11 protein-coding genes, 3 pseudogenes and 2 riboswitches are annotated in these 16,039 nt (G+C 71.0%); of the genes and pseudogenes, 12 read left to right on the top strand and 2 right to left on the bottom strand.

The genetic code is table 11. The annotated features are described in order from the left end of the window. The coding region (locus tag BW737_RS01645) for a TPM domain-containing protein (protein WP_257210348.1) at nucleotides 1-2,083 on the bottom strand (2,083 nt) is incomplete at its 3' end. A 179-nt stretch (nucleotides 2,084-2,262) separates the two neighbouring features. On the opposite strand from BW737_RS01645, the gene BW737_RS15875 reads away from it, so the two are divergent. After that, a complete protein-coding gene (locus tag BW737_RS15875; RefSeq protein WP_180271988.1) occupies nucleotides 2,263-2,682 on the top strand; it encodes a type 1 glutamine amidotransferase family protein in 420 nt (139 codons plus the stop codon). Between the two features lie 270 nt (nucleotides 2,683-2,952). Further along, nucleotides 2,953-3,216: a hypothetical protein gene (locus BW737_RS15870; RefSeq protein WP_180271987.1), complete on the top strand. Its 264-nt coding sequence runs from the start codon at nucleotides 2,953-2,955 to the stop codon at nucleotides 3,214-3,216. Here the strand turns inward: BW737_RS15870 and BW737_RS01635 are convergent. Further along, nucleotides 3,165-4,811 (bottom strand): DNA repair helicase XPB, encoded by a 1,647-nt coding sequence (locus BW737_RS01635; protein ID WP_257210347.1) that lies wholly within the window; start codon nucleotides 4,809-4,811, stop codon nucleotides 3,165-3,167. The two genes, BW737_RS15870 and BW737_RS01635, sit on opposite strands and share 52 nt — an antisense overlap. 159 nt (nucleotides 4,812-4,970) lie before the next feature. Between BW737_RS01635 and BW737_RS01630 the strand changes: the two genes are divergently transcribed. The 10 genes and pseudogenes from BW737_RS01630 to BW737_RS01585 all read left to right on the top strand — a co-directional run bounded on the left by BW737_RS01630 (nucleotide 4,971) and on the right by BW737_RS01585 (nucleotide 15,943). Beyond that, nucleotides 4,971-5,495: a hypothetical protein gene (locus tag BW737_RS01630; RefSeq protein WP_086615772.1), complete on the top strand. Its 525-nt coding sequence runs from the start codon at nucleotides 4,971-4,973 to the stop codon at nucleotides 5,493-5,495. Beyond that, the gene (locus BW737_RS17310; RefSeq protein ID WP_257210346.1) at nucleotides 5,480-6,301 is read left to right on the top strand and encodes a hypothetical protein; all 822 of its coding nucleotides are present in this window, start codon (nucleotides 5,480-5,482) and stop codon (nucleotides 6,299-6,301) included. The genes BW737_RS01630 and BW737_RS17310 overlap by 16 nt, the downstream gene beginning before the upstream one ends. Beyond that, entirely contained in the window at nucleotides 6,190-7,284 is a 1,095-nt protein-coding gene (locus BW737_RS01620) for a helicase-associated domain-containing protein (RefSeq protein WP_257210345.1), read from the top strand. The genes BW737_RS17310 and BW737_RS01620 overlap by 112 nt, the downstream gene beginning before the upstream one ends. Before the next feature lie 123 nt (nucleotides 7,285-7,407). Beyond that, a pseudogene (locus BW737_RS19735) lies at nucleotides 7,408-8,636 on the top strand (DUF3027 domain-containing protein). Between the two features lie 105 nt (nucleotides 8,637-8,741). After that, nucleotides 8,742-10,213 (top strand): annotated as a pseudogene (locus BW737_RS01610) (NCS2 family permease). A 173-nt stretch (nucleotides 10,214-10,386) separates the two neighbouring features. Next, on the top strand, nucleotides 10,387-11,727 hold the full coding sequence (locus tag BW737_RS01605; protein ID WP_086615774.1) for an MFS transporter: 1,341 nt from the start codon (nucleotides 10,387-10,389) through the stop codon (nucleotides 11,725-11,727). 139 nt (nucleotides 11,728-11,866) lie between these two features. After that, nucleotides 11,867-12,541: a metal-dependent transcriptional regulator gene (locus tag BW737_RS01600; protein WP_086615775.1), complete on the top strand. Its 675-nt coding sequence runs from the start codon at nucleotides 11,867-11,869 to the stop codon at nucleotides 12,539-12,541. 192 nt (nucleotides 12,542-12,733) lie between these two features. Continuing rightward, a riboswitch (cyclic di-AMP (ydaO/yuaA leader) is annotated at nucleotides 12,734-12,898 on the top strand. Further along, complete coding sequence (locus tag BW737_RS01595; RefSeq protein ID WP_086615776.1) at nucleotides 12,899-13,651, top strand: C40 family peptidase; 753 nt, start codon at nucleotides 12,899-12,901, stop codon at nucleotides 13,649-13,651. Nucleotides 13,652-13,872: 221 nt separating this feature from the next. After that, a riboswitch (cyclic di-AMP (ydaO/yuaA leader) is annotated at nucleotides 13,873-14,032 on the top strand. A gap of 5 nt (nucleotides 14,033-14,037) precedes the next feature. Continuing rightward, nucleotides 14,038-14,847, top strand: coding sequence for a C40 family peptidase (locus tag BW737_RS01590; protein WP_086615777.1), 810 nt, complete (start codon nucleotides 14,038-14,040; stop codon nucleotides 14,845-14,847). Nucleotides 14,848-15,003: 156 nt separating this feature from the next. Continuing rightward, a pseudogene (locus BW737_RS01585) lies at nucleotides 15,004-15,943 on the top strand (universal stress protein). Nucleotides 15,944-16,039 lie beyond the last annotated feature (96 nt).

Here is a 16,039-nt window from a genome sequence, read left to right as displayed (position 1 = left end):
CGCCGAAGCCGCCCCCACGGCCCCCGCCGAAAGAGCCGCCTCCGCCGCCAAAGCCGCCTCCACGGCCGCCGCCGAAGGAGCCTCCCCGCGGGCCGCCGAATCCGCCACCGCGTGGTGGGCGTGGCGGGCGTGGACCTCCACCCCAGCCGCCGTAGTTGCGGCCGCCGCCCAGCAGGATGCCGCCGAGAACCAGCGAGCCCAGATCAATCCCGCCCTGGTTGGATGAGCCGCCGGAGCCGGATCCCCAGGAGCCGGAGCCACGCACGTCGGCCTCCGCCAGGGCCTGCGCCTGCGCGACCAGCGACTCTCCGGAGGCCACCTCCGTCAGCGCCGCCGTCGGGTCACTGGTCTGCAGGGAGGTGGCCGCGGCGGCGTGGCGGGAGGCCTCGGCCAGGGCGGTGCGCGCGGAGGAGCCGACAGCGCCGCGGTAGCTGGTGATGTAGGAGGTCACCGCCGTGATTTGCGAGTTGAGCCGATCCAGGCGCGAGATCAGGGAAGCGCGGGCCCGCGAGTCGTTCTCCTCCTGTGCGCGCGCCGGTGCCAGGGCGGCGTCGAGTGCCGCCTCGGCCCGCGCCAGATGGTCCAAGGCAGCCAGCGGGTCGCCGTCGGTGCCGCCCGCGGCTCGTGCCTCGGCCACGGCAGCCTCGGCGTCGGCCACGAGCGGCTGCAGCGACGCGCCGGGCACCTGTCCGGCCAAGCGCTGGGCGTCGACCAGGTCGGCGGAGATGGAGGCGATGGCGGCGTCCAGGTCGGTGTTGGCCCGCTCCAGGCGCTCACGTACGCCGCGCACCTGCTCGGCCAGTTCACCCGCCTGGGCGATCGAGGCCTGCGCGATGCGCACCTGCTCAACGGCGGTGGACTGATTGCCGGCATCCACACTGGCCCGCGCCTGCTCCAGCGCTACCCGGCCGGCCTCGACCAGCTTGCGGGCCCGCGTTGGGGCCTCGGAGATGGAGCTAAGCGCGCTCGCCGGGTAGGAGGCGTGCAGCGTGACCAGCAGCGTGTCCGCCGCAGTGATGGCCTGTTCCGCCTCATCGGCGCGTTGGGCGGTCTCGGTGATGGAACGGGGCAGGTTCTCCTCGATGCCGCGCCGCTCCTTGAAGGCCGCCTCCTGCGCCTGGATGGCGGCGGTGGCCTCGGTGCAATGGGACAGGATCTCCTGGCACAGCTGGCGCTGCTCCGCCTCGTCGGTGACGTCGTCCAGGCGCCCGCGCAGCTCGAAGGCCTGGGCGACGTGCTCCTGGGCGGTGTTCAGCGCGGTGGTGAAGGCGTCGGTGGCGGACAGGCCGAACTGAGCCTGCGCATAGGACAGCTCCTCGGCGGCGGAGCGTACGGCGTCGTCGGTGCTGACCAGGGTGGCGCCGGCGCGGGTGCGCAGCTGCTCCAGGGACTCGGCCGGCTGGACGGTCTTGCCGGTGCCGTTCTTCCGCTTGCGGTTGCGGTTGTAGGCGACGGCGCCGATTGTGCCCGCTCCGACGGCGGCCAGGCCCAGGCCCAGCGCCGTCGCCGAGCCTCCCGAGCCGGAGCCGGCGGCGTCGGCGATGACGGCCACGGCGCCGTCGTAGTCCCCGTCCGACAGCGCCTGCTTGATGTCGCTGCGCACGGAGTCGAGCTTGGAGTCGGACCACACCGAGTTCTGTGCGGAGCCGCCGAAGGCGAAGCTGTTGACGCCGTCCGCGGGCAGGTTGATCACCAGCAGCAGGTCGGCGGTGCCCAGGCCGGAGTCCGCCCAGGCCTTGGCGGCGTACTGCTCGGCGGTCTGGGAATCATCGCTCATGGTGACGATCCACAGGCCGACGCCGTCCTCGGCGAGTTTGTCCACGGCCTGCTGCGCGGCGTCGTCGTCAAGAATGCCTGCGTCATCGGTGACGTGGTCGGCGATACGCGTCGACACCTCGGTCGGGAACCCAATCGCGGTCTCCGTGGCGGCCTGCGCAGGCGGCGCCCAGACAGGCGCCGTGGCAGCGCCGCTCAGCAGCAGGCCGCAGGCCACAAGTCGAGCGGCGCGCGCGACGGGTCCGGAGCGCCGGGCGGTGCCGATGAACGCGGACGAGAGCATGGACGGGCGGACAATTGATCGCATCAGGGCCATCGTTCCTGGTGAAGAGGGCCACGGCAAGCGGTTTCGCCCCCGGCGCGCCCAGCCCACCGGCCTCGGCCTGTAACTTCCACCAGTCGCGGGGGAGTCAGACCGTACGTCTTACGGCTCACAGCTGCGGCGTCGGACTTGCACTGACCATGCTCGCGGCTTCAATTGTCCCCATGACCGACGCCACCGTCCCTGCCGACGCCGCAGCTCTCCCCGCCGCACGCACATCCACCGCCCCGATCGTCACGGTGATCGAGCCCGAGCCGCAGGCGCCCCTGGGCCGCCTGCGCGAATGGCTGGCTGCCGAGGGGCTCACCCTGCGTATGGTGCGCCCCGAGGCCGGCGATCCGCTGCCGACCCTCGATGAGCTCGGCGACGGCTTGGTGGTGCTCGGCGGGCCCATGAGCGCCCACGCCGAAGCCGACCACCCCTGGATCACTCCGCTGCGGGGACTGCTGCGCGACGTCGTCGACGCGGGTGTGCCGACCGTGGCCATCTGCCTGGCGCGCAAATTGCTGCCGAGGCCGTCGGCGGAACTACCGCCACACCTTCCCCTCATGGCACCGAGCGCGGCGTGGTGGACCTGGAGCTGACCGACGCCGCCGCCACCGACCCCCTCTTCTCCGAGATCGTCGACGAGGCGGTGCGGGCCGCCGTGCGCGCCGGCATCTCCACCCACGACGGCACGCGGCTGCCGGTGCTCGTCTCCCACGACGACGGCGTCGTCAGCCTGCCCGAGACTGCCACGCTGCTGGCCTCCTCCGCGGGCGCGCCGGTGCAGGCCTGGCGCGTCGGCCGCCTGCTGGCGCTGCAGCACCATCCGGAGTCCACGCCCCGCCCGGATGGCCCGGGTGGAGTCACGCGTGACCGCGTGGAAGCTGGGAGCGGTAGCCGACATGGGGGAGCTGAAGGACCTCACCGACGCCGATCTTCCTGTCGAGGCACTGGCCGCCGGGCGGCGCGTGCGCGCCGATGCGGAGCGGGCCGAACCGGTGGTCCAGGCATTCGGGCGGGCGCTCGCCCGGGTGCTGGCGCGGCAGGCCCGCGCCCGCCGTGCCCAGCGCGTCGGTGGCTGCTACCTGGAGGCCTGCAGCCCCTCCAGGTCCTCGGCGTCGATCACCTCGTAGGCGTAGCCCTGCTCGGCCAGGAAGCGCTGGCGGTGCGCGGCGAACTCCTGGTCCACCGTGTCGCGGGCAATGACCGTGTAGAAGTGCGCCTGCCGCCCGTCGGCCTTGGGCCGCACGATCCGCCCCAGCCGCTGCGCCTCCTCCTGCCGCGACCCGAAGGAGCCGGACACCTGCACGGCCACCGAGGCGCCGGGCAGATCGATGGAGAAGTTGGCGACCTTGGACACCACCAGCGTGCTGACCTCGCCGGAGCGGAAGGCCTCATACAGGCGCTGGCGCTCGCGCACCGTGGTCGCCCCGGTGATCAGCGGCGCCCCCAGGTGCTCGGCCAACTCCTCCAACTGGTCCACGTACTGGCCGATCACCAGCGCCGACTCCCCGGGGTGGCGGGCCAGTAGGGAGTCCACGATCCGCAGCTTCGCGGGGGTGGAGGCGGCCAGGCGGTAGCGCTCGTCGGCCTCGGCGGTGGCGTAGGCCATCCGCTCCCCGGCGTCCAGGGTCAGCCGCACTTCCGTGCACACGGCCGGGGCGATCCAACCCTGGTGCTCCAGGTCCTTCCAAGGGGCGTCGTAGCGCTTGGGGCCGATCAGCGAGAACACCTCGTCCTCCCGGCCGTCCTCACGCACCAGCGTCGCCGTCAGCCCCAGCCGCCGACGCGCCTGCAGGTCCGCGGTCATGCGGAAGATCGGGGCCGGCAGCAGATGCACCTCGTCATAGACGATCAACCCCCAGTCGCGGGCGTCCAGCAGATCCAGGTGCGGGTAGACGCCCTTCCGCTTGGTGGTCAGCACCTGGTAGGTGGCGATCGTGACCGGGCGGATCTCCTTGCGTGCACCGGAGTACTCGCCGATCTCGTCCTCGGTCAGGGAGGTGAAGCGCATCAATTCCTGCTTCCACTGGCGGGCGGACACCGCGTTGGTCACCAGGATCAGAGTGGTGGTGGCCGAGCGGGCCATCGCCGCCGCCCCCACCAGGGTCTTGCCGGCCCCACATGGTAGGACGACGACGCCGGAGCCGCCCGCCCAGAAGGCGTCCACCGCCTCACTCTGGTAGGGGCGCAGCGTGAAGGCATCCGGTACCCCTGCGGCCACGTCTGCCGCCGAGTCCCGTAGCGTGATCGGGTGCGCCTCGCCGTCGACGTAGCCGGCCAGGTCCTCCGCGGGCCACCCCAGCTTGATCAGTACCTGCTTCAGGTGCCCGCGCTCGGAGGGGTGCACCACCACGTCCGCGTCCCCCAGGCGCGCCCCCAGCAGTCCCTTGGTGCGCTTGGAACGCATGACCTCCGCCAGCACCGGGGCGTCGGTGGCGTGCAGCACCAGCCCGTGTGCCGGGTCGGTCACCAGCTGCAGCCGTCCGTAGCGCCCCATGGTCTCGGCGATCTCGGTCAGCAGCGCATGCGGCACGGGGAAGCGCGAGTAGGTGATGAGCACGTGGATGACGGTCTCGGCGTCCAGGCCTGCGGCCCGCGCGTTCCACAGGGCCAGTGGGGTGATCCGGTAAGTGTGAATGTGCTCCGGGGCGCGTTCGAGCTCGGCGAAGGGGGCGATGGCGCGGCGGGCGTCGCCGGCGTCGGGGTGGGCGACCTCCAGCAGCACCGTCTTGTCACTCTGGACGATCAGGGGCCGTCGGGCAGGGCGGGGGAGTAGCCGGAATCTGACATGAGCGGGAGTATCGCAGCCCGGGAGCGTTGCCCGCCGTGACCCAGAAGACGCCTTCACCGGCAGCGGAGCGCCGCCCGCAGTAGATTTATCCGGATGAGCACGCAGCATCCAGACGTTGGTCGGGCCCCCGCACCCTCGGCCGGGGCCACGGTCGAACAATTGGCCGCGCACCTGACGGCGCTGCCCGATCACGACGTTGCCGCGCTCCTACTCGCGCGCCCCGACCTGGCCGCTCCGCCCTCCTCCTCATTCACCGCCCTGGCCGTGCGCGCCGGTGGCCGCACCAGTGTGGACGCCGCCCTGCGTGATCTGGATGCCGTCACCGTCGCCGTCGCCGAGGCAACCGTTGCCCTGCGGTCCACCGACCCCGCTACCGTGGCGCCCGCTCTGGGACTGAGCACCGACGACGTCGCTGGCCGCCTGGGCGTGCTGACCTGCCTGGCATTGGTCATAGAAGCCGGCCCCGTACCCGGCTGGTCGATACCTTCGGCCCGCACCCCTTCGGACTCGGCCCCGCCGCGGCCGACCCGCCTGCCGCCGAAGAGCTCCCGCCCCCGCTGTCCGCCCTGGAACAGGCCGCCGACCCGCTCCCGGGTCTCGCCGTGCTCAGGGCACTGACCTGGGGCCCTCCGGTCGGCACCCTCAGCCCCGGCCGCCGCTCCGCCGGCACGGCCGCGCTGGTGGAGCGCGGCTGGCTCGAACACACCGTGGACGCCGCCGGACGCACCCGTTTCATCCTGCCGCGTGAGGTCGGCCTGGCCCTGCGCGGCGGCCGCCTGAACCGTCAGCCGCTCGCGCCTCCGGCCACCGACGCCCTGGAAGTACTGCCCGCGGGCACCATCGCCTCCGAGGCGGTCAACCATGCCGAGGAGGTCGTTCGCCTCACCCGCGAACTGCTAACCGATTGGGGACGCGAGGGCGGTCAGATCCTGCGCACCGGTGGTGTGGGCGTGCGGGCGCTGGACCGAACCGCCGCCGCCCTCGGGCTGGAGCGCGGCGCGGCCGCCAGCGTCATCGAGTTCGCCGCCGGCGCCGAACTTCTCGGCCTGGACGAGTCCGGTGCCGCCTGGGTGCCGGCGGACACGGTCCCCGCCTGGCTGGACGCCGAACTGCCCGAGCAATGGGCCATGCTCGCGGCCGCCTGGGCCGACTCGGCCCGCACCCCCTGGCTGGTCGGAACCCGCGCCGACGACGGCGCTCTGCGACCCGTTCTGGGCGCCGACGTCGAGGCGCCTGGGCGGGTCGACTGCGCCGCCGCATCCTGGCCCTGCTCGACTCCCTGCCCGCCGGCACCTCCGTTGATGCCGACTGGGTGCACGCCGCCCTCACCTTCGCGCGGCCGCGTCGGCCCCTGCCCGAGGGGGCGGTGGCGGCGGTGCTCGCCGAGGCGCAGTTGCTCGGTCTCACCGGCGGCGGCGCCCTGAGCCGTGCGGGACGGGCCCTGGCCGCGTGCCTGCGTCCGCATACCGGTGGCCCCGAAGCCTCCGCCCCCGCCGCTGATGCCGACGTCGCCGACAGTCGCCAAGAGACGGTGCTGACCGCGCTAGAGCGGGCGCTGGCCGCCGACCTGCCCGAGCCGGTTGACATCCTGCTGGTGCAGTCGGACCTGACCGCAATCGTCCCGGGCCGTCCCACTCCCGAGCTCGGCGCCGCCCTCGAACGCAGCAGCGAGGTCGAGTCCCGCGGCGGGGCGCTCACCGTCCGCTTCACCCCCCAGTCCGTGCGCCGTGCCCTGGACGGCGGCTGGTCCGCCGCTGAACTGACCCAGGCCCTGTCCCGCTTCAGCCCCTCCCCCCTGCCCAGCACGCTTACGGTCCTCATCGACGACGCCGCCCGCCGCCACGGGGCGGTGCGTGTACGCGAGGTAGCCAGCGTGCTGCGCGTGGCGGACCCGGCCGTAGCCGCCGGAATCGTCGCCGACACCGCGCTCAAAGGCCTGGGGCTGGATCAGGTCGCGCCCGGCGTCATCCTGTCCACCGCGCCCGCCGGAGTGGTGCTGCGCGAGCTGCGTGCCACCGGCCTGGCGCCGGTGCTGGAGAACGAGCAGGGCCGGCTGCTGATCTCCGAGCGTCCCGGGTCGGGGCGGTGCGCCCCAGCCCCGACACCGGCCCGCCCGGGAAATGAGCACGAGGTCCGCCGCCGCCGTCCCGGACGCCGCGAGCTGGCCACCCTGGTCGGCCGCCTGCGCGCGGGGGAGGAGACCCGCCGCGCCGCGGGCGCCGACCCGATGGCGGCCACCGACCAGTGCACGCGCTGGCGCTGCTGCGTCAGGCACAGGCCTCGCGAGCGCGGGTACGGTTGCGCCTGGCCGGACCCGACGGGACCGTGCAGGAACGCACCGTGCGGGTGCTCGCCGTCGAACCCGGCCGGGTGCGCCTGGCCGACCTTGGCCGGGAGACGGAACTGACAGTCGCTGTGCACCGGATCGTGTCGGCTGAAGTGCGCTGAAGGAACCGCGCCCCGACGCACCGCCGGCACGGGCGGGTTCGCCGAGAGGGCGACGACTGGACCGGCCGCTTACACTTGAGCCGTGACTGACGCAGCGACTCAAACGTCGAAGAACACGTCGAGCAAGCCGGCGCAGCCCGCGGACGACCGCCCCGGCGCCCTGCCCACTCCGGCTGAGCAGGCCACGGCCGCCAAGGACCGGGTGCTGACCTCCGAAGGCGCCATCGAGGCCGCCCGGGCCGCCCTGGGCGAGATCACCGAGCCGGTCAGCGTCGGCCTGTACGCCGCCTCTCGGCAGCTGGACAAGCGGCTGATCACCCACCTGTTCGAATGCAACCTGGCCGGCTACCGCGGTTGGCGCTGGGCCGTGACCATGACCCGTCCGCCCCGTGGACGCACCGCCACCATCTGCGAACTCGAGCTGCTGCCCGGTGAGGACGCCCTGCTCGCCCCCGCTTGGGTGCCGTGGGCGGACCGGCTGCAGCCCGGAGACGCCTCCCGCTCCGACCGGCTGCCCCGGCGCGAGACCGACGAGCGCCTCGAGCCCGGTTGGGAGGCGACCGGCGAGGACGGGGACACCGTGGCCCTGGATGAGCTCGACCTGGGCCGTGCCCGGGTGCTGTCCGCCGAGGCTACCGCCGTGCCGCCCAGCGCTGGTACGACGGTGACCACGGCCCCGATGCCGACGGCGTACGCAAGGCCCACGCCACCTGCTCCACCTGTGGCTTCTTGGTACCCATGAGCGGGCGCCTGCGCAATACCTTCGGCGTATGCGCCAACGAGTGGGCCGCCGACGACGGACGCGTGGTCTCCCTCGACCACGGCTGCGGCGCTCACTCCGAAACCGACCTGCCGGATCAGGGGCCGGAGTGGCCGGTGGCGCCGTCGCGCCTGGACGAGGCGGCCATGGAGCCGCTGGCCACCAATGGCACGGACCTGCGCGGTGGGCACAGCCGCGACGAGCTCATTGCCCAGGAGACTGTGCAGCAGGACCGGACCGCCGGCGAAGCCGAGGCCCCGGAGACGACCGCCTCCGCTAAGTCCACCCGGAAGGCCTTGCGCCGGTCCCGCAAGCCTGCCGCCACCCCGGACGCCACGGCGGACGCAGGGCCCGACCAGTCCTCGGCCCAGTCGCCGGAGGCGGCGGAGCAGGAGTCGGAGGCCACCGTGGCCTCGCGACGCGCCGCCTCCGCTCGTGACGCCGTCGCCGACCTGGCCCTCGAGCACGCCCACCACGATGACGCCGCGCAGCCACCCGCCGCTGCTGACGCCCTTGCCGCCCTGGAGGCCTCGCTGCCGACGCGCTCTTGAATCTCCGCGCCTGCGGGCGGGGCCCGCCGGGCGCGGTCGCCACTCGCGTCCCAAGGGGTGGCCGGTGTTTCGTGGTTGCGGCCGCGTCTGGGACAATCACGCCACGTGACCACACATACCCCATCTCCCACCACGTCCGTAGCGGCCGGGTCGGCGGACTCCCGCGGCGCGCTCGACCGCTTCTTCCACATAACCGAGCGCGGCTCGACGGTGGCGCGTGAGGTACGCGGCGGAATCGTCACGTTCTTCACGATGGCTACATCCTCGTCCTCAACCCGTTGGTGTTGTCCACACCCCACGAGGGGATCGCACCCCTGGGCACCTCCGAGCAGATCGCCGCCGGCACCGCCTTCGTCGCCGGTGTCGTCACGATCCTCATGGGCCTAGTGGCCAATTACCCCATGGCCCTGGCCGCCGGCCTGGGCATTAACGCCATGATCGCCTACACCCTGGTCGGCATGAACGGCATGACCTATGCCGACGCCATGGGCCTGGTGGTGATCGAGGGCATCATCATCCTGGTGCTGGTGCTCACCGGCTTCCGGGAGGCCGTGTTCAAAGCGGTGCCGCCGGACATCAAGACCGCCATCTCGGTGGGCATCGGCCTGTTCATCGCCCTGATCGGCCTGGTGGACGCCAAGGTCGTGCGCGCCGGCGGCACGCCGCTGGAGCTCGGTCTGGGGGGCTCCCTGCAGGGCTGGCCGGTGTTGGTATTCCTGTTCGGCCTGTTCCTCATCCTGGTGCTGCACGTGCGCAAGGTGCGCGGCTCCATCCTCATCGGCATCGTCGCCTCCACCGTCCTGGCCGCCGTCATCGAGGGCTTCGCCCACCTGGGCGCCTTCGACGCGGAGACCAACCCCACCGGCTGGTCCCTGTCCATCCCCGCCCTGGAGGGCGCCCCCATCGAACTGCCGAGCCTGGCGACCCTGGGCCAGTTCAGTCTCCTGGGCAGCGTGGAGAAGGTCGGCGTCGTCTCCGTGGTGCTGCTGGTCTTCTCCCTCATGCTCGCCGACTTCTTCGACACCATGGGCACCATGGTCGCCATTGGCGCCGAGGGCGATCTGCTGGATGAGAACGGCAACCCGCCGCGTACCCGTGAGATCCTCGTCGTCGACTCCCTGGGCGCAATCGCCGGCGGCGCCGGCGGCGTCTCCTCCAACACCTCCTACATCGAGTCGGCCGCCGGCGTCGGGGAGGGGGCCCGCACGGGCCTCGCCTCCATCGTCACCGGACTGTTGTTCCTGGCCAGCATGTTCATCGCCCCGGTCGTCTCCATGGTGCCCTACGAGGCCGCGACCCCGGCGCTGGTGGTCGTCGGCTTCCTGATGATGACCCAGGTGACGGACATCGACTGGAAGACGCCGGAGATCGCCCTGCCCGCCTTCATCACCATCATCATGATGCCGTTCTCCTACTCCATCACCAACGGCATCGGGGCGGGCTTCGTCTCCTACCTGGTCGTCCAGCTCGCTCGCGGCAAGGTCAAGGACATCCACCCGCTGATGTGGGTGGCCTCGGTGCTGTTCGTCGTCTACTTCACGCTCGAGCCCATTAAAGCGATCATCGGCGTGGGCTGACGGCGGCACGCTTCGCAAGCTGTCACCCGGAGGGGCGACGACGCGGCTACGGTCACGTCGTCGCCCCCTGTCTGTGGCAGCTGTACAGACGTACAATTAACCGATCCCAAAAAAGCGCGCATCTCAGCGGTGCGCCCGTCGTCACATCGCGAAACTGGAGCTATCTCCCCACCGTGAGCAGCACCTTCGAGTCACTCAAGTTCCACAACTATCGGATCTGGTTCTTCGCTGCGCTCGTCGCCAACACCGGCACCTGGATGCAGCGCGTCGCCCAGGACTGGCTGGTGCTGCGCATCCTTACCAACGACTCCGCCTCCGCCACCGGCATCACGACGGCGCTCCAGTTCCTGCCCGCCATGCTGTTCAGCGCGCACGCCGGACTGATCGCGGACCGGGTGGACCAGCGCAAGTTCCTCATCGTCACCCAGTCCGCCATGGGGGTGGTCTCGCTCGCCTTGGCCGTCGACGTGCTTGCCGGGCATGCGGCGCTGTGGCATGTGTACCTGGCCGCCTTCGCCACGGGACTCGCGGCGGCCTATGACTCCCCGGCCCGCCAGATCTTCGTGGCGCGCATGGTCCCAGCCGAGAATCTGGCCAATGCGGTCGGGTTGAACTCCGCCTCCTTCAACGCCGCCCGGCTCCTCGGGCCCGCGGCATCCGGCCTGGTCATTGCCTGGATCGGCCCCGGCTGGGTCTTCCTCGTCAACGCCCTGACCTTCCTGTTCCCGGCGCTGGCACTGGCGACCATGCGTGTGGCGGAGTTGTACGACGTCCCGCGTGCGAGCCGCGCCAAGGGGCAGCTGCGTGAGGGCCTGGCCTACATCCGTCACCGCACGGACATCATCGTGATCATCGCGGTCATTTCCGTCGTCTCGATGTTCACTCTCAACTTCCAGGTGACCATGGCGGCCATGGTGCGTTCCGCCTTCGACATGGAGTCCGATGCCTACGGCACCGTGTCCTCGATATTCGCGGTCGGTTCCCTGGCCGGTGCCCTGTGGGCGGCGCGGCGCAAGTCCCCGCGCGTACGCACCCTGGTGGTCGCCTCCTTCTTCCTGGGCGTGTTCACGATCCTGATGGCGCTGACGCCCAACTACCAGTTGTTCGCCGTCTCGACGATCCCGGTGGGCCTGTGCGTGCTCACAGTGCTCACCAGCGCCAACCAGACCGTCCAGTTGAACACCGAGCCGGCCATGCGCGGGCGCGTCATGAGCATCTACATGATGTTCTTCCTGGGCACCACACCGATCGGTGCGCCGATCATGGGTTGGGTCTCGGACCAGTGGGGGCCGCGGATTGCCATCCTGGCCGGCGGGATTGCCGCGGTGCTGGCCGCCGTCGTCGCCGGCATCTGGGCGAGGCGGCACTGGCACATCGACTTCGCCTACTCCTCCACCCGTCCATTCCTGTCCACCATTGGCCCGCGCGAACGCGCCGCCGACGGCGCCCCTGCCGACGGCGTGCAGGGGGCTGGGGACCCGGACGCGTCGGGCGCTTCCAGCGCTGCGCAGTAGCGCGCGGGTTCGGTGGTCGGGCTCGGCATCGGCGTGGGAGTCGGGGACCGATATCCTGTTTGCGCACGCGCGCACACCCCGCGCCCCGGCTGCGGCCAGGTGCGCTGCATCGGTCAGCGGTCATCGCAGGAGGCACCAGATGAGCGAGCTAATCGACACTACCGAGATGTACCTGAAGTCCGTGTACGAGCTTGAGGAAGATGGCGTGTTGCCGCTGCGCGCACGCATTGTTGAGCGCCTGGGCCACTCCGGACCGACCGTGTCGCAGACGGTCGCCCGCATGGAGCGCAGCGGCCTGATCTGGGTTGCCGATGACCGCTCTCTCCAGCTCACGGACGAGGGGCGACGCCGGGCCACCGAAGTTATTCGCAAGCACCGGCTTGCTGAAAGACTGCTTCTGGACGTGATCGGCCTGGACCGCCGACTCGTTCACGACGAGGCCTGCCGGTGGGAGCATGTGATGAGCGAGCAGGTTGAGGATCGGCTGGCTGCAATTCTGGGTGAAGTCACCTCCGACCCCTTCGGCAACCCGGTTCCCGACCGCGCTCCCGCCCGCCCTGCCCCTGCAAATGACGAGATCAGTGCCGAACGCCTGGTCCGCGACGGGCGTTCCGACGCCGTCGTTTCTCGCGTGGGAGAGCCAGTCCAAGCCGACGATGTGGTGATCGCTCAACTCGAGGATGCCGCCATTGGGGCGGGCACGTCGGTCCGACTGACCACCACGGTCGGTGGCATCCGGATCACCCGTCAGGACAACGACGCCTCCGCCCTCCTGCCCAGTGCCCTGACCAGGCACCTCTTCCTCAAGCGCTGAGCCGGTACGGCCGGCCGCCCGCAGCGGTGCGGTGGGCCGCGAGTGTTGCCCGCGCGACCCCGCCGTGGGAGATTCCACAGCGTACGACGGCGGGGAAGACTACCCATGGCCGGGGGATCTTCATTAACTTAGAGGCCGCAGCTGGCACCCCCCGGCTGCGGAGGCGCCCGCGGAGCCTAAGCCTGCCGGCGCGAGTCGCCTCCGCCAACGACTTTTTTCCGGCAGGCCCGGGGGAACCATTTCTCCGGCCGCGACGCTCCGGCATGTGCGGCCTTGGGGTGAAGCCCGCATCGCGCGGGCCGGGCGTCTCCCGCCCGAACCCGACAGCTAACCTCGTCGGCTCTGCAGGAGAATTCATTGTCTACAAACGTCAAGGCCCGCCACCGCAAGGCCGCGCGTCCGCTGACGCCCCTGACGGACGCCGCCCCGGTTGCGCGCCGCGGGCTTGCCGTCGCCGCATCCTCCGGCCTGGCCCTCACCATGATTGCCTCCGGCGCCAACGCGGCCAGCGATGACGCCGATGCTGCCGATTCAGCCGGCGCACTCAGCCAGGCTGGGGTGGCCGCACTGGCCACCGACGCACGCGAGGTCGTCACCACCAACGCCGCTATTTCGACCGGCTCGGAGACGAGCTGGAGCGAAGACGTCGTCGAGGCCGCTACCGTCACAGCCACCGCCCCGGTGGTCGAAGAGCCCGAGGTCGAGGAGACCGTCGAGGCCGAGGAGGCCGCCGACGCCGAGGAGACGTCGGTCGAAGCCACCCAGGTGGCCTCCACGACCTCTTCCGGTGAGGGCATGGTCGCGCTGGCCATGCAGTACATCGGCACTCCCTACGTCTGGGGTGCGTCTGGCCCGTCCTCCTTCGACTGCTCCGGCCTCGTGTCCTACATCTACGCCCAGTACGGCATCAGCATTCCGCACCAGTCCGGTCAGATCCGTGCGATCGGTACGCCGATTTCTGCTGACGAGGCCCAGCCCGGAGACATCCTGTGGTGGTCCGGCCACGTCGGCCTGTACGCAGGCAACGGCATGATGGTGGATGCCACACCCTCAAAGGGCGTGGCTTACCGGGCCGTCTACTCCGGTGTGACCTACCTGCGCGTCAGCTGACCGCACTCGCCCCGCACCCGCCCCCGGGAAGCGGGGCGAGTTTGTGCCTGCACGGTATGTGCTTGCGGCGGCAAGCCTGTGCACCGCAACTAGCGTGTGCGGTGTTTCACGGCGGTGTGTGTGATCCCGCCGTGACGAGGGACGGGGTCTTCGGGTAACGTGTTCACCGTTGCGGGCACGAGTTGCTCGCGGCGCTGGGAACGAGGCCCAATCCTGCCGCTCGGTCCTGGCAGCCAAATCCCACATACCAAGGCAGGAACGGGGGAACCAAAAACGGCTCCGGCATCGTCTGGAGCCTTGGGGTGAAGCCCGCAAGATGCGGGCCGGGCGTCTCCAGTCCGAACCCGACAGCTCACCTCGTCGGCATCTCAGAGGAGAACCACTACATGACAACACGCACCTCGGCTCGGCATCGCAAGGCCGCCCGGCCGTTGACCCCGATGACCTCAGTCGCTCCGGTCGCCCGCCGTGGCTTCGCAGTGGCCGCATCCTCGGGTCTGGCCCTGGGCATGATTGCCTCCGGTGCCTCCGCCGCGAACACCAATGAGGCCGCGCAGTCCGCCGGCTCGCTTGAGACTCAGGGTGTGGGTGCGCTCGCCGCCGAGGCGCGCACCGCCGTCTCCACCAACGAGGCCGTGCAGGTCGCCGCCTCCGTCTCCGTCCCCAGCGACGTTGAGGACGTGGCTGCCCCGACCGCCGAGGCCCCGGTCATTGAGGTGGAGGAAGAACCCGAGGTCGTCGAGGAGACCGAGGCTGTCGCGGACACCGCGAACACCGACGCGGTCGCCGCCGACACCACCGAGACCACGGCCACTGCCGACACCACCGAGACCACGGCCACCGCTGTGGCCGCCAACGCCTCCGGCTCCTCGATCGTCTCCATCGCCATGCAGTACACGGGTATGGCCTATGTCTATGGCTCCAACAGCCCTGCCAACGGTGGTTTCGACTGCTCCGGGCTGGTCCAGTACGTCTACGCACAGGTCGGCATCTCCCTGCCGCGCACCTCGTATGCCCAAGGCGCTGCCGGCACGATCGTGTCCGCGGCTGAGGCGCAGCCGGGCGACATCGTCTACTACGGCGGTCACGTCGGCATCTACGCCGGCGGCGGCATGATGATCGACGCCGGTAACCCGAGCGTCGGTGTCTCCTACCGCGCCGTGTACGGCTCTCCGCAGTACGTGCGTGTGAGCTGAGTCGTGCGCTCAACCGCTTCCTGACGTGGGGGCGGCCGGCCACTGTGCCGACCGCCCCCACGTGCTATCTTCAAAACGTGTTTTGGAACACGCCCGCCCGCAGGGCACAATGAGTCGGGTCGAGTACCCGATGCTCGAATGAAAGGGGCACAACCCATGGCTGAAGACAAGGTCGTCCTCGTCGGAGTTGACGGCTCACCCGAATCCCTGGAGGCGGTTGACTGGGCGGTCAACCGCGCGGCCTGCAGCGGCTGGCGCGTCCACATCCTGTGCGCCTACTCCCTGCCCTCCTTCACCACCGCCTCGCTCGATGGCGCTACGCCGCTTTGGACGACTCGGCCGTGCGCTCCGGCGCAGAGGCCGTCGTCAACGAGGCGGTCGCCCGCGCCCAGGGGCGGGGCGTAACCGTGACCAGCTCCCTGGAGACCGGAGACCCCGCCGGCGTGCTGGTCGACCTGTCCGAGGATGCCACGCTCGCCGTTGTGGGGACCCGTGGCGGTGGCGGCTTCGCCGACCGACTGCTCGGAACCGTCTCCTCGGCTCTGCCGGCGCACAGCCGTTGCCCCGCCGTCGTGGTCCCGCGCCACACGGAGGCTCCGCCTTCACCCCCGTGCGCCGCATTGTCGTCGGCGTAGACGGCTCCGATTCGGCGCGCAAGGCCCTGAAGTGGGCGGTGCGCGAGGCAGAGGCCTGGGGCGCCGAGCTGACCGCTATCGCCGCCGTCCCCATGGCCTCCGGCGCGGGCGCGCTTGCGTGGCTGCCGGCCGCCGTCGATCGTGAGCAGGTCCTCACCGATGTGCGCTCCGGCCTGGACCGGGCCATCGTCGAAGCCACCGAGGGCCACCCCGACGTCGTAGTACGCCGCCATGCCCTGGACGGCAACGCCGCCGAGCTGATGTCCGAGTTCTCCACCGCTGTTGACCTGGTGGTGGTCGGCTCCCGCGGCCGTGGTGGTTTCTCCGGGCTGCTGCTGGGCTCGGTCAGCCAGGGAGTCCTCTCGCACGCGTCCTGCCCCGTCATGGTGGTTCCTGCCCGCACGCGGGACGAGGACGTGCGTGTGGGCCGCACTCAGACCACTCCCTGGTCGCGCGCCTGACCGCGGGTGGTGTTCGATCGCGCAACGCGGTTGGACGGCGCTCAAACCGGCGCCCCAAATGGAGACGGCTGCGATCGGGTAGGATCGCAGCCGTCC

It is taken from the genome of Actinomyces ruminis, from assembly GCF_002154335.2.
Taxonomy (GTDB): Bacteria; Actinomycetota; Actinomycetes; order Actinomycetales; family Actinomycetaceae; genus Actinomyces; species Actinomyces ruminis.
Note: the sequence above shows the minus strand (reverse complement) of the source record. Positions and strands in the feature narration are given on the sequence as shown.

What these genes read in the sequence shown, in the direction of transcription:
- BW737_RS15875 (WP_180271988.1), top strand. Translation starts at nt 2,263, where the DNA reads ATGACCGACGCCACCGTCCCTGCCGACGCCGCAGCTCTCCCCGCCGCA.
- BW737_RS01600 (WP_086615775.1), top strand. Translation starts at nt 11,867, where the DNA reads ATGAGCGAGCTAATCGACACTACCGAGATGTACCTGAAGTCCGTGTAC.
- BW737_RS01630 (WP_086615772.1), top strand. Translation starts at nt 4,971, where the DNA reads ATGAGCACGCAGCATCCAGACGTTGGTCGGGCCCCCGCACCCTCGGCC.
- BW737_RS01590 (WP_086615777.1), top strand. Translation starts at nt 14,038, where the DNA reads ATGACAACACGCACCTCGGCTCGGCATCGCAAGGCCGCCCGGCCGTTG.